The organism is Mycobacterium paraterrae, from assembly GCF_022430545.2.
GTDB classification, from domain to species: domain Bacteria; phylum Actinomycetota; class Actinomycetes; order Mycobacteriales; family Mycobacteriaceae; genus Mycobacterium; species Mycobacterium paraterrae.
This window is the reverse complement of record NZ_CP092488.2, coordinates 2,920,783-2,934,334: the sequence shown is the minus strand read 5'-3', so window position 1 is coordinate 2,934,334 and position 13,552 is coordinate 2,920,783. Positions and strand designations below refer to the sequence as shown.

Genomic DNA, 13,552 nt, shown 5'->3' with positions numbered 1-13,552 from the left:
CGACTGGCTCCGCTGAATCACCAATGTCCTTGGTGGACAACCTCTTCGAACGGCCGGCGGCTCGGTTTGCGGATCGGCTTGAGTGGGCGGTCGGCGGGATATCCGACACCCATCAGGTACGCGACCTGGTAGCCCTCGGGTACACCGAGGATGGCACGCGCTTTGTCCTGGTCCCCCACCGACGAGTGACCGGTGCCGATGCCGAGGTCGGTCGCCGCGATCATCATCGCCATCGTGGCCTGGCCGACGTCGTACTGATCGGTGACCCGTCGACGCTCGTCGGGCGGTTCGGGAATCACGAACGCGATCGCGGCCGGGGCGCCCGCGATGTGACCGGCTCCCTGCCACACGGTCGAAAGTTCTTGGAGCTGGGTCTTGTCGGTGACGATCACGAAGTCCCAGGGCTGACGGTTCTTCGCCGACGGCGCCCGCCAGCCGGCCTCGGCGATGCGGTCCAGGTCCTCGTCCGACACCGGGTCGGGCTTGTACTGGCGGACATTGCGTCGTGCCTGGATCGCATCCCAGGTTTCCATGAGGTTGCTCCCGTCGGAGGTGTGGTTGTCTACTCCACGCTAGGCCGGACAGGGCTGGCGGCACTGACGTCGGTGGTCGCGATAAAGTCCTCGATCAGCTCGACCACGGCATTGGGTGCCTCGACCTGAGCGAAGTGACCGACGTTGGGAAGGATCTCGAGTCGTGCGTCGGTGCGTGCCTCGTGCGCGGCGTAGGCGTGACTGACGGGAATGATGTCGTCCTGCTCGCCCCAGATCGCCATGATCGGAAGGTGCTCGCGCAGGCCGAGCTTGCTCAGCGCGCTGACCGCCTGGCCGCGGTAGTCGACGACCGATCGCAGCGTCCGCAAGAATGATTGCCGCGTCGCAGAATCCGACAGCGACGAGTAGGAGCGCCAGATCTCCGCGCCGCGCGGCGACTGTATGCCAGCTGAACTCAGCCACGACCGGAGCTTGTTGCCGACGGTGAGCACGGGTTTAGGCGCGATGATCGGCAACACCAGCTCGGCTCCGGGCGCCGACAGCAGCCGCAGGATCAGCCCGACGTCAGACCCCAGACCGCCGCTGCTGATGAGAACCAGTCGCTTGACGTAATCGGGGTGCTGGTAGACGAACTGCATGGCCACGCCGCCGCCGAGCGAATGGCCGACCACGGTGGCGTGGCCGACGCCGAGTTCGTCGAGCAAATCGCGCAACCACGCCGCGAACGCGCCCAGCGAATAATCGCCGACCCGAGGCTTGTCCGACTGGCCGTGGCCCAGCAGGTCGGGGGCGATCACCCGGTATTTCTTCGCTAGCTGCGGCAATACCGCCCGCCAGCTCTCCGAGCTGGAGGCCATGCCGTGGATCAGCAGCAGCGCCTCGCCGCTGCCTTCGTCGCGGTAGGCAACCTTGTCGCCGTGCAGCTCGAGGAATTTCACGTCAGTCATCGACGAGGTATACCCCGTTCTGGCGTGCGGTGGGCGTGGTCATGACACAGGACGCAGTGGGTTGGGTTTGTGGGGATGGGTCACAACCGCGACGACGGACGGGACAGAGGAGTCTGCCCGCAGCTCAGGACCCGGCTTCTTTTACGAGAGCGGACTCGACACCCGTGTGACCGAAGTCGTCGCCCTTCCACAACAGGGGTTCCCGTCGGTCGAGCGCGAGGGCGTATGCGAGGCAGTCGCCGAAGTTCAGCCCGGCCACGTGGCGTCCTTTGCCGAAATCTGCGTAGGCCTGCCGCGCCAGGCGGGCCTGGTGTTCCGTCACCGGCTCAATCACGAAACCTGCCTCCTCGACGAGTGCGTCGAGAGCTCGGCTGACGATCGGATCTCGCTGGAAATCGAGAACGATCCCGCATTCGAGATAGCTTGCCGCAGAGAGCCTTCGGGTGTCAGCGTGCGCGATGACCTGAGCGAAGATCCCGGCGTCGTCTTCCTGGCGAAGGATCGCGATGATCGCTGACGTATCGACGATCACGCGGGCAGCCCGCGCCCGTCGTAGAGCAGCGTGTCGTGATCCAGCATTTTGGTCTCGGGGCTCATCCGACTCGCGGTCTTATGACCGATGGCAAGGAGGCGGGCCGCAAGGTCGTCGCCCTGCAGTCGCGCGAGGCGTTCCCTGACCGCAGTCGCAACAGCCTGCGCCTGGGACTCGCCGGTGAGCTTCGCGATCTGCTTGACCACTTCGTGCACCGACACATCTTTAATGTTCAATGCCATAAGGTACCTTTATACCATCAATTGGGTACCAGCCATATAGTTTTCATACCGAGCGGTCGACTTCGACTTCAAAGTCCTCGACGACGGCGGCAAAGTTCGTCGACTAGCCAGAAACTTCTTAACCCGAACACCGCACGGAGCAATCAGCACGCACGACAACTGATCTTGACCGTGTTCGGCAGTACGACACTCTCACGTACGCGACTACTCGCAATGTCATTCCTCTCGATAAGGCCGCTGACCTGCAGCGCAACTCAATACGGAGATAAAGTTACGCCAGTTGATACAAACAGAGCTACAAAGCATGGTCGCCAAGCCGCTGCACGACAACTTGCAATGTCATCTCGGTCGACGGCGGGCACGACGACCTTGAGACGTTGCTCGCAGTCGTGATGCTCGCATCTCCGCAGACGCGGCGTCGTACGACAGAGGAACCGGCGGCTTAAGCACCCTTCGCTCGCTGAACGGTGCCGACTCGTTGTTAGCGTCGTCCGTCTTCTTTGGGCGCGGCATGTCGTTCCCGGCCACGCCGAGCCGCGAAATGGGCGGCTCGGGCACGCGCTCCGCATCGACCACTTCAAGCGGCTCACTTTGATTGGCGAAGATAGTTTGCCGCGCTTGGCTTCCCCGCGAGTAATGTGCGCGACACCGTTGTGGGTCGGGCAGTACGCCAACGTGGCAACGTTGACGATGGCTAGTGCGGTTTTCTCGTCGCCAACGTACGAACCGGTCGCACATTAAGCATTTGTACGCCGCTGCTATCCAGCACGATCCTGGCGGTGCTTCGTCTATTGAGAACATCGGCGGCTTTGCGGTTATTGGGATCGGGATGGCCGTAGAGCGGATTGAGAGTCGCGGATGAATCGTGTCTCGCCAACGAGCCTGGGCGGTCTCGGCGGCGCGCCGGTCCGGTACGTCGACACGGGTGACGCGCATCCATGGCCATGCGCTGCGAAATGAGAGACTGGCATTCCACCGCGAACGCGCGGCGGCTCGGGAACCAAAATAAGGATTATTGGCTTGCACATTGGCTTCCGCACCTCGGGGGGCCGAGGCGAGTACGAAGTTGTCGGTAATCACTCGGGTTTCAACGCTCTCGGTTTAGAGGGCTGGACCTTCAACATGCGATGGCCCGATGGGATCGTCCGGGACACCGGCCTCTGGCTCGACCCTGCAGAAAGCGGCAAGCCGCGACTTCGGTCGATGCTCGACAGCCCGATACAAATTTCTCGCATCGTCGCGCCCATGCTGCTGTTACCGGACCCCACCCGAGCGTTCCGTAACACGCCAAACACGTTGCCCATTATTCGGGCGAAGGACTACACGATTACCGACGTTGGCTTCGGGACCGAGAGCGAATTCAGCGGCGTCGCCGATCTGGTGACGTTTGATCCGTCCTTCATCACGGTCGCCAATCAAGGCCACTCAGACGACATCGGCGTCGCCGCGCGGTGGAGTCGAATCGAGGCCGTCTACGACCAAGCCGCCCTACTTCCGTCCGGGCTGCCCGCTCTTGTTACTAACCACAAGAACTTCATCGCCAGCGGTGACGCTGTCGGGCGCCAACTCACGACGACCGTCAACAACGTCATTAACGCACTAGCCGCCTCCCCCGGTTCGTCATATCAAGTAGGTCTCGACCCCTTACCCGCGCTTGAGGGGCTGCTCCGCATAGCGCCGCCGTCCGGCCCGACCCTTCCGCCTCCCGATGAGCTAGGCGAAGATGCCCCGGAGGTCAGCGTCCGGTCTGCACACCAGTACCGACTAGCCAAGGTACGCGGAGCGGCCGGGCGCAGGTTCAGCGCCGAAGTTCGTGCGGCATACCGGAACCGGTGTGCCTTCTGCGGGGCACAGCTCGGAGGAATTGACGGGATTCGGTCGGGAATTGATGCAGCTCATATCCTCGCTTGGAGTCAACACGATCTTGACGTTGTCGAAAATGGGATAGCTCTTTGTAAATTGCATCACTGGGCGTTCGACGCCGGTGTCTTGGCGATCCGCAAAGAAGGCGATAGCTACTACCTGAGATTCACGACCCTGGCTGATCTGATCGATCAACAAAGCAAGTCGCGAATCGCGGTCGAGGGCACCGCAGTTCCCGCGGATTGGCTACCCGAAGATCCCCAGCTGCACCCGAGCGTTAACTACCTTACGCGTCTCTACGCAGACCTCGGCGTGACCTTCAGTTCTGACGTCTGAGATTCAGCGCGCTGAGCATTGAGCGCTGCAACTATGCGGTGCCCTAACCATTCGGCCACCGGTACTGACACCGCGTTTCCGCATGCGTGGTACCTCGCCGATTCAAGGGTCTCCTGGTTCGGCATCTCGTGCGTCGGCATCGTCCAGCTGTCGGGAAAACCCTGCAGCCGTTCGGTTTCCAAGGGTGTCAATCGCCTGACTGCCCCCTCCGGGTACGACACGTAATTGCGGGACCAGTCCGTCCCAGTGTGGCGGGCCGACTCAGCGTAAAGGCAATGTGCCAGCTTCTTTACGTACCCTTGCTTAGGATTTCCAACGCGGACCGCAAAGGGGGAAACAGGTTTCGTCCCATCCGGTCGGCGCGCCTCATCATCCCGGTCGCCGCATTCGGGCTCAAAAAGTATCGAGCCGGCGGTCTCCGGGTCTCCAAGAGATCCGACAACGAAGACTCGAGAGCGACTTTGGGGGATGCCGAAGTAGCGACTGTCAAGTACTCGCCACGCCACGCCATACCCGAAGTCGGCCAGCGTCCGAATGATGACTGCGAAATCTCGTCCGTCGTGGGAAGAGAGCAGTGCCGCAACGTTTTCGAGGATGACAATTTCGGGGCGACGCGCGCCAATAAGTTGCGCAAAGTCGTAGAAGAGCCCCGACTGCTTTCCTCTAAGTCCACTGCGGGGCCCCATTCGGGCAAGGCTGACGTCTTGGCAGGGGAAGCCACCCGCCCAGATTTCCGCTTCGGGGATGTCATTGGCAACCACCTTCGTGATGTCGTCCGCCCGAGGAACATCGGGCCAGTGTTTGGTGAGGATGTCGAGGCAGAACGACTTCTTTTCGCACTGCCAGACGGTCTCGATCCCCGCGTGCTCGAAACCCAAATCAAATCCGCCGATACCGGCGAAGAAACTGGCTACTCGATACGGTCGAGCCCCTTCTATTGCGTCGACGCCATCAGTAGCTTTGCGACGTCCCATAGGTCGACTTGCTCCTTCCATACCCCATCGTTGCACCCGGATCTCGAACACATGTTCGATGATACCTGGGGTCGCTGACATGGGGACAAGTTCCCACGCAGTACCGTACGGCTTGTGCCGGGTGGAGCCGAGAATGACGCGCCGGGGCGGAACGCGGAACCCGCGTTGATAGCGCCCTCGCCAGCACGGTCCCGGAACATGGCTGCGATACGGCGCACGGATACGCGGCCCGAACGGCTCCTACGAAGCGCGCTGCACGCCCGGGGACTGCGATTCCGGAAGGACTATGCAGTGCGAGCCGAGGGTCGCATCATCAGACCCGACATTGCATTCACGCGCTATCGCCTAGCTGTGTTCCTGGACGGGTGCTTCTGGCACGGATGTCCTGAACACGGACGGCCCCCAAAGTCCAACAACTCTTATTGGGAGCCGAAGCTGGCAAAGAACGCTCGAAGAGATGTTGAACAGACCCGGATTCTGACCGAAGCGGGATGGATTGTCATCCGCGTGTGGGAGCACGTCGCTATTGGCGATGCCGTCTCGACAGTGTGCGATGCACTCCGCGACGCCGGTGCCCACAGATAGTTGTCCGTGGAGTTGATTTACGTTGTTGCAGTAGACCAGGCGGCTACCAGGACGCGGTACCAACAAAGTGCCGAGCGCGACCATGTTGCCGGCGTACCAGTCGGTGTTAGTTCGATAGGAAGACCCTGTCAGCGAGGCCTGGCGGCAATCGCTCTGTCTAAGTCGCTTTTCCGCATCCCAAATAGCGGGCTCAAGCCGCGCTGCTCACGCATCGGGTAGCCGGCAATCAATGCCGCGGCAATTAGCTCGCCATTGCGGCCACTTGGCCCCCCTGTCGGACATCGGCCGAATTCTGTTGTCTCGCAGCGCGTCTGAATGAGATCCGACCAGCGAAAATGCCCTCCTGCTGCCTCTCGCCATCTCCAGCCATACGAACCCAGTTGTGACAACAGTGTGACAACGCCAGCGGTGGAGTCATGTCCTGAGGAGTCGGCGGTGTGATTTGCTGGAGCCACCAAGGCTCTGTTCTCGGAACTCCGTCTCAGTTGGTAGCGGGCCATCGCTCGCAATCGCTGGGTTATGAGTAAGAACCTTTGTGTTGCACCATGATTCGCATGTCTCAAATGTCGAGGTCAGAGCAGTGTCACCATCTTATGCGTCGCGCATGATTCGCCTGATCTCGTCGGTGTCGCGAAGTTTCGTTCACAAATCCGTTCACAAGTTTGGCGGCGGGCCGACCACATAATCAAGGTCAGCACGCAGCACTATCGGCTGCGGCGACGCCAGCCGCGGAAACCACCGCGAGTGGTTGCCACATTGCGGGTTGGCCGCCGGGAGTCCAACGCGTAGGGTCCCCGCCGGTGGATACCAGAAGGAACTCTGGGCACAACGGGTTTTTGACCGCTGGCGCTGCGGTGGTCACGCCGATCATCGATGGGCCGTACGCCGCGCCGGTTGTGGAGACGTAATGCCCTACTGCACCCATAACCCCGTACCCCGAACGGCGCCTTGATGCGCGACTGCCCGATTTCTGTCAATCGATGGCTTAGGGGCTAGAGTCCGACGCCCCCCTTGACAAAGTCATCACCAGACAGCGGTCTCTCCGTCCGAGGGGTGCGGCGCCCTCGGTAGCGGCGTTGGTCATGTCGCCGCCGGGCTCCGACAGGTGGCCAGAGTGTTCCCGGCGGCGCACTTCAGCTGCCCGGACACACCGTCTGGAACTGCCGCACCCGCGATGCCTTTGCGATTGATCCGCCGCTCGCGGAACTCGGCGGCACTGTCCTGATGGTGCCCTCGCCCGGGCCCGCGACGGGAACCCACGACGATGCCGCCCCATCGGCTGCTACCCGGCCTCCAAAAACCTCGCTGACTAATACCGGAGAGGCAGATGAACCATCCCATGACCCCCGACGAGGAATACAACTTCTACGCCCATCCGGAAAACCAAGAACCGCAGGAACAGGGCGCCGACGGCTCACCGCCACCGTCCCCGTCCGCTTCCCACCCGAACTCTTGGAACAAGTCCGCGCCGCGGCAGCGGCAGACGACCGCTCCGTCTCGTCGTGGATTCGCCGCGCAGTCGAGCACGAGCTGCGCGACCCCGCCTAAGCGTTCGGGGGCGGCGAGCTCGAGCACGGCACTGCCAAGATCAGGAGCCCTGAGACACACTCTGTCCGCCGCCCGATGGTGTACTGAGGTTGGCCTCGTCGCACTCGATTAAACGGCGACTGTGGGGGGTCAAGCAACACCCCACCGCTTTTCGACGGCTCGAACTTACGTTACCTTTGGCCGAGCACACCGGCGTTGAAGTGAAGAGTGTGGTCCCGACGATTGGAACCCGTAGCGGACACCCGGACTAGATACCTAGGCGAAGTCCGCGGTGGGCAGCCGATTCAGTCCGGGAAATCTACAGAGAAACCGCCTTCGGTATCTGCGGTACTAAATCCCAAGGACTCGACAGCAGTTCTCAGGCTGCCCGTGGTCGATTTGAACCGCTTGTATTCTGACGATCCGAGGCTGGACACGATTGCGTTTCCAACATCGACACCTTGTAATGCTTGCCCGCCGGCGCGTGCGGTGTCAACGGCCTTACTTATAACGACTGCAATTCGACGCCGCGGATCACCGCCTGGAAGCTGTTCAGCGATCTGTTGAACGACGACTTTGCCGGCGCTCTTATCGAGTGCGCCTGTGCCAATTCCCTGGTCCTGAACAACCGCGCCCGAAGTGCCATCACCACCAAGGGGCCGGTCCATGCCGCCACCGAGCGGGACCGAACGGCCCTGTTTTGAGCTCGTGATTCGCCCGGTTCGGTGCGCCTTCGGCAGCCCGGGATAGTCAGCCTCCCACGCACGCAGGCCGCTATAACTGAAGCCGAGAAAAAAGTCAACCGCGGCATTTATGTCGCGAGTAGCCAGGAACTTATTGCCAGGCACGAAAAATGCTGTCAGCTGGCCACCAGCGACTCTAATTTCGCCTGCCTGCGGTCCACGTATTCGATCAATTATCCCATCAATGCGCTCAAGTTCATCCGGCTTCTCCCAGAAGCCTTGAGGCTCTCGCTTCCTCCTGCCCAATTCGGTGTGGTGAACCAGAATGTGAGGTCGACGCTCGACTCCGTACCATTCATAGCTCCAGTCACGTCGACGGCCGGCTGACAGCCTTTTACACTTGTCTAGATATACGCGAGTACTGTCCTGCGTGGTCAGGTCTTTGCGGAGCCAAGCCAAGAACTGCAATATATACATATAGTACGACGCGTCGAGGCTGTCGCGGTGTTCGGAATACCAACTGAGTCGTTCTTTGGCATCTTGTTCTGAGTATTCCGGCAATCGCCGATACGCCTGAAACCAAATCCTAAGATCGGCGTCTTTAGCCCGTCCCTCCTCAATAGTAGGTCTCATGGTCTGATATATTTCGCGGCAGTCAGCCTCTGCAACTGTCGACCAATCTCGGCCCTTACTAGCGAATAGCGTGCGGCCCAAAACGAGTCCGAGCGCCACGGAGTCGGGATCTTCCTTCTTCGCGCTGCGCCAGCGTTCGAGTAACTCGTCTATGTTGCCGTACAACAGCGTAAGGCTGTCTAACAGGCGTCGGTGATAGCCCCCGTTTCGTCGCTCACCTTCTGTGGCTCGGATCTCTTCAAGCAGAGATTCGGCCTGCTCGAGCTGAGAAGCGATCCATAGCGTTACGTCGGATTTCGATTCGATCAACGCAGTAAGGCTGTCCGCACCAGCCACTTGCACCAGCCCGCCGAGCACGTAGTGAATCATTTGAATCGGCGATACCCAACCGTACGAACGTGCTGCGTCATTTCGCGCGTGGGCGAAAGCGTCCATTGCGCTATCGAAAAGTGGTTTAAGCACTGAAAGGAGTTCTGCTGGCGAAGATACAGTTCTATTCTTCAATGCTTCGGTCAGTTCGTACTCTATCCAAAATCGTCTAACCATACCTAAAGTGTGATAGTGAAGCGTATCAGCGCCTTCCGATTCCTCTACAGCACGCTGCAGATACTCCTCCGCTTTACTGAAGTCACCCTTAACTCGATAGATATGAAAGCGGCCCCGATGGTTCCAGAAGTGAGCTTCGTTTGGATAGAGGTTTGTGAGTTCTTCGAATACGAGCTCACCTTCCGGGTCTGACATTTGGCCGACGAGTTCTGAAAGCTGTTCGTTTGGCTCTCGCCTAATAAAGAGGCTGAATAACATTTCTGTTGCGGGTCGACTACCCGACCCCAAGTAGCTCGCTACCTTACGAATGAAGTTAACTGACACTTGGGCCAGACTTGTCCGCGAGCCGTCGGCTTTATCCGCTTCCAATACTTCGTTCGCCACTAGCGGATGCAGTAGGCGAAGGTACCCACCAGAAGACACGACCAAGTGACGGAGATCGGGCCCGAGCAGAGACGAGAGGTACTCGTCGGTAAGCGAGCCGGACTCAGGGGGATCAGCGTCAAGCCACCGCCTAATGAGATCGGCCGGAATCCCGCCCTGCCCATACTGGGTCATCAAGGCTAAGTACTCAGCTATCTCGCGTTGCGACTTAGTCAAGCCGACGGTGTGGTGGTGGACATAGCGATCGAGTCCACTAAATTCGTTGTCGAAAGCACACAAGCCGAAATAGAAAGGCGAAAAGTACTGATCAGGGACCTCACCGATTCGGCGTCGACGTAGGTCATCTAAGCGTTTCTTAGCTACTGGATCTACGGCGCGCACCGCGTATTCGCCGATGAACAGGCTTTTTTCTTTTTCAGACATCGGGTCGAAAATGTGGTGCGAATCGCTATCCCTGGTATTCGACCGGTGCAGTGAAAGTATTACTGCGCGACTATTCCGTGACTGAAGTTCTGCCAGTAGAGCGCCAAAATCCCATTCCTCCATGTCGGCCGCGTCTGCTATCACTAGGACTGCACGCCCCAGCGCCTGGTGCAGTTCGTCTATTCTTTCAGCTGTGAGCGGCGAATACCTGCGGAGCAGAACGGTGGGATATTCATAATGAAGATCCCATGCGGCGCGGCGCGCAGCAGTGGTGCCTCCGGCACCAGGTGAATGGTCGAGAGTAACTACAATCAGCCGGTTGTGCTCCAGATTGTTGCGTAAGTCTCGAATTAGCCCAGGCGTAGCATCACGCGGCAAATCGATTCCTGCGTCGAGCTCTCCCCACGTGGGGGGACGACCGCGCCAAAATTCGTCCGTAGGTGGTGGGGACGCCGCTTCGGTCTGAAGTACAGCGCTATGCAAAACTTCGAGCTCGACTTCTAACCGATACAGGTCGGCCGGGTCGATCCGCACGGGACCCGAGGCTCCAGGAAGGGTTCGTTCGGCCGGACTGAGTTCGGCCAACGATGGTCCGACGCTGGCGAAAAAGCGATCCAGATCAAACCCTGGGCGGTCTTGCTCGACTGTTAAGTCGAGGCGATACTGCACGCCGCCATAACGTTCGTCTATATAGTCGTACACGTCCTGCATTGAATTGCTCGACCGTCCTGAATGCAGGAGGAGGACTGCCGCGTCAGCGGCCGTCGTATGGTCGGCGACATAATCGACCAATTGTCGAACTCTTGCGAGGTAACCCCGGCGTCGCCATTCAAGGTGATCCTTTGCAGACGGTTCGCCTCTACTAGCCCAACCATTCGCCATTAGCCAGTTCGTCGAAGTGGTCGGTAAGCTTCTTTGAGCACGTTCTCCGTAAACAACCGTGTGGCGGTGGATCTTAAGATTTTCTAGGAGCGTTGATTGAGTGCCAGACAAATCGCTTTGAGGATCAAGGTCAATGATAGATACCCAAGGGACCGTCGACATAGAGTCTAATACGTGCGAGGCGTCGATCTTATCTGCGATAACATAAACATCAATGCTCTGGCCGGCTTTGTGGAACGGATCCCACAATCGAATCGCTTCCGCATCAGCGGCAATCGTCGCAGTCTGAATGGGCCGCGCACTTGACACGAGATTCTCCCAGAGGTCTGGTTCGTGCCGCTGTGCCCATTGACGTGTCGTCCACGCTGCATATACATAAGCAGCTTGTTGAAGGGCGAGATCATCCAATGGTTTCGCCGCCCAATTGAGACCAGCTGCAATTCGCGCGAGTTTCGATTGCAATCTCCAAAGGTCGCCACGTTTCGGTTCCTTTTCAGCCAATACTTCGTGGTTCTTTCGACGTATCGATTTCAAGAGGTTTACAAGCACGCTTCCCATCAAATCGACTTCCGACCGCACTAGTGTGGGCTGATCGTCCATTGCACCGAGAAGTGCAGTGAATCGGCTATCCGGGCATGCTGAAAGGTTATTGAGCAGGAGCGCTACCTCGAGATATGCCTGATCGTAGAGCAGCGGTCCGGGTACACTCCAATTCGGATCAATGATCCAATACTCCCTGGCACCCTGAGAGAACGAACCACGGACAAGGATATTTCCTGGATGCAGGTCTCCGTGAGATAGGCCGGTTAGAATGCCGATTTTATTATCCGTAGATAACGAGAGTATGCTTACAGGATCTGGAAGTAGTTCGCCCTCGAAATGAAAAGTGGACCCGTCGGTCTCTACTCCAATTGATTCGCGAACTAATGAAATCCGCTTCCCACGCGGATTATCCGGAAAATCTGCGCCAAGCCAATCCCGCAGGGTCATCTTTATGTCATGATCGTAAGTTACTTCGCCTTGCGCATCGAGCTGCGCTGCCAGAAGTCCCGCGGAGGCGATCGCCGCTGCGACTTCTCGATCGTCGAATTTACTAACGTTTTCGAGCGTGCGCACAGTGTCCAGGCTAAAGCCCGCGACATCGTAGATTTCAATACGGAAACCGCTCGATGAATGGGCGAATACTAGATCAGGAACGTGACCATTCGCGAATCCCTCGTGTCGTTCGAGAAACGCTTGATAGGAAGATCCATCGGGTGACGCGACAGTCTGTACCTTCAGAATGTATTGGCCGTTCAATTTGGGAGCCGCGGATTCAGCCACCTCGAAGGCCTTTAAGTCGCATAGCAGTACTTGCGCCCCAGACCGGCCTCCCGATAACGGCTTTATGAGCGTTATTTTGCTATGCGGCGATATGGCCTGAAGTACGTTAATGGTCTGCTGCACTAGGTCGGTTGGATGCCCCGAGTTTTGGTTGGGGCTACCTGTTGACATCGTCGAAAACCTTCCCTCCCCCTGCTTTACGGACTCCGCAGCAACGCAGACAACGTCGACCGTACGTCCGTGGCGGGACATGTCCGGCCATATTCGGCTAAGGGCACCTGCGTCAGATCGTCTGCGGTCATTCACCATTGACGGTCCTCGATTTTAAGCCGCTCGTCGCCAGCTGTCAGAGCTCCAGTCCACCTGTATCGCCCTTACGCTCCATGCGCTCGGCTCACGGGGCAACAATGGCCAGGCAGGCCAAGACGATCTTGCGCGGCGCACTTCAGCTTGCGGTGATGGCAAATGTGCTCAGCGCGAACCCGGTACGGGACGTTCAGCCGCTGAGATCCAAGACGCAACCCATGGGCGCCGTCGGCCTGACCGCGGACCAACTCCGCGATCTACTGCAGAAAGTCAGGGAATCGGAGTACTGCCGCGGTCACGACCTCGTTGATCGCGATCACGCTGCTCGTCGCTACGGGATTGCGTAGGTCGGAACTGCTCGGCTTGCGATGGGTCGACGACGACAGCGAGGCACGAACACTAACGGTGACGGGAAAAGTGGTCCGGGCGACGGGCGAGGGGCTCAAGCGCGTCGACGAGGCGAAGTCGGCCGCCGGCCGACGAACCGCCCCTCATCCCGTTTTCGCGGTCGCGGTGCTAAGCGCGCGGCGCCCGCTTCCATACCTAGGTGAGGCGAAGGTGATCTTTCCGTCGACCACGGGCCCTCTGCGCGATCAAAACAACTTCGGCAAGCAATGGCGCGCGGTGCGCGAGGAGCTGGGCGTCCCTGAAGTCACCACCCACAGCTTTCGGAAAGCGGTCGCAACTCTGATTGACGATGATGGGCTCTCTGCCCGAATCGGGGGCCGACCACCTCGGCCATAGTCACGTCTCGATGACCCAGGACCGCTACATGACGCGCGGGCGAATCCACCACCAGGTGGCCGATCTGCTGGATCGAACTGTCGACAAAAGCGGTGAATAAACGGTGACTCGGAGCAAGAGACCTTGAC

Annotated in this window: 12 protein-coding genes; 6 read left to right on the top strand and 6 right to left on the bottom strand. The window is 59.2% G+C overall.

Translation table 11 applies throughout. The annotated features are described in order from the left end of the window. Nucleotides 1-17: 17 nt before the first annotated feature. The 4 genes from MKK62_RS14040 to MKK62_RS14025 form a co-directional block, all read right to left on the bottom strand. A complete protein-coding gene (locus MKK62_RS14040; protein WP_240260347.1) occupies nt 18-533 on the bottom strand; it encodes a nitroreductase family protein in 516 nt (171 codons plus the stop codon). Between the two features lie 29 nt (nt 534-562). Next, nucleotides 563-1,441 carry an alpha/beta fold hydrolase gene (locus MKK62_RS14035; RefSeq protein ID WP_240260354.1) on the bottom strand — a complete coding sequence of 293 codons (879 nt, stop codon included), beginning with the start codon at nt 1,439-1,441 and terminating at the stop codon, nt 563-565. A 124-nt stretch (nt 1,442-1,565) separates the two neighbouring features. Beyond that, nucleotides 1,566-1,973 (bottom strand): type II toxin-antitoxin system VapC family toxin, encoded by a 408-nt coding sequence (locus MKK62_RS14030; RefSeq protein ID WP_240260356.1) that lies wholly within the window; start codon nt 1,971-1,973, stop codon nt 1,566-1,568. Further along, nucleotides 1,970-2,215, bottom strand: coding sequence for a type II toxin-antitoxin system VapB family antitoxin (locus MKK62_RS14025; protein WP_240260358.1), 246 nt, complete (start codon nt 2,213-2,215; stop codon nt 1,970-1,972). The genes MKK62_RS14030 and MKK62_RS14025 overlap by 4 nt, the downstream gene beginning before the upstream one ends. Nucleotides 2,216-3,235: 1,020 nt before the next feature. On the opposite strand from MKK62_RS14025, the gene MKK62_RS14020 reads away from it, so the two are divergent. Next, nucleotides 3,236-4,414: an HNH endonuclease gene (locus tag MKK62_RS14020; RefSeq protein WP_260060431.1), complete on the top strand. Its 1,179-nt coding sequence runs from the start codon at nt 3,236-3,238 to the stop codon at nt 4,412-4,414. Here MKK62_RS14020 and MKK62_RS14015 read toward each other — a convergent pair. Further along, nucleotides 4,375-5,388 carry a DNA cytosine methyltransferase gene (locus tag MKK62_RS14015; protein WP_240260361.1) on the bottom strand — a complete coding sequence of 338 codons (1,014 nt, stop codon included), beginning with the start codon at nt 5,386-5,388 and terminating at the stop codon, nt 4,375-4,377. The genes MKK62_RS14020 and MKK62_RS14015 overlap by 40 nt on opposite strands. Before the next feature lie 198 nt (nt 5,389-5,586). On the opposite strand from MKK62_RS14015, the gene MKK62_RS14010 reads away from it, so the two are divergent. Both MKK62_RS14010 and MKK62_RS26450 read left to right on the top strand, forming a co-directional pair. Then, on the top strand, nt 5,587-5,973 hold the full coding sequence (locus MKK62_RS14010; RefSeq protein ID WP_240260362.1) for a very short patch repair endonuclease: 387 nt from the start codon (nt 5,587-5,589) through the stop codon (nt 5,971-5,973). Between the two features lie 1,224 nt (nt 5,974-7,197). Next, nucleotides 7,198-7,521 carry a YlcI/YnfO family protein gene (locus MKK62_RS26450; RefSeq protein WP_286670860.1) on the top strand — a complete coding sequence of 108 codons (324 nt, stop codon included), beginning with the start codon at nt 7,198-7,200 and terminating at the stop codon, nt 7,519-7,521. 284 nt (nt 7,522-7,805) lie between these two features. Here the strand turns inward: MKK62_RS26450 and MKK62_RS14005 are convergent, their stop codons facing one another. After that, the gene (locus tag MKK62_RS14005) at nt 7,806-12,374 is read right to left on the bottom strand and encodes a P-loop NTPase (RefSeq protein WP_240260364.1); all 4,569 of its coding nucleotides are present in this window, start codon (nt 12,372-12,374) and stop codon (nt 7,806-7,808) included. Between the two features lie 407 nt (nt 12,375-12,781). Here MKK62_RS14005 and MKK62_RS26590 point away from each other — a divergent pair, with 407 nt between their 5' ends. Genes MKK62_RS26590 through MKK62_RS26580 form a run of 3 tightly spaced genes read left to right on the top strand, consistent with a single transcriptional unit; the run spans nt 12,782 to nt 13,524 of the window. Next, on the top strand, nt 12,782-13,027 hold the full coding sequence (locus MKK62_RS26590) for a hypothetical protein (protein WP_240260366.1): 246 nt from the start codon (nt 12,782-12,784) through the stop codon (nt 13,025-13,027). Continuing rightward, nucleotides 12,987-13,424 carry a tyrosine-type recombinase/integrase gene (locus MKK62_RS26585; RefSeq protein ID WP_434084946.1) on the top strand — a complete coding sequence of 146 codons (438 nt, stop codon included), beginning with the start codon at nt 12,987-12,989 and terminating at the stop codon, nt 13,422-13,424. Before MKK62_RS26590 ends, MKK62_RS26585 begins: the two co-directional genes overlap by 41 nt. Next, on the top strand, nt 13,378-13,524 hold the full coding sequence (locus MKK62_RS26580; protein WP_240264260.1) for a hypothetical protein: 147 nt from the start codon (nt 13,378-13,380) through the stop codon (nt 13,522-13,524). The genes MKK62_RS26585 and MKK62_RS26580 overlap by 47 nt, the downstream gene beginning before the upstream one ends. Nucleotides 13,525-13,552: the final 28 nt, after the last annotated feature.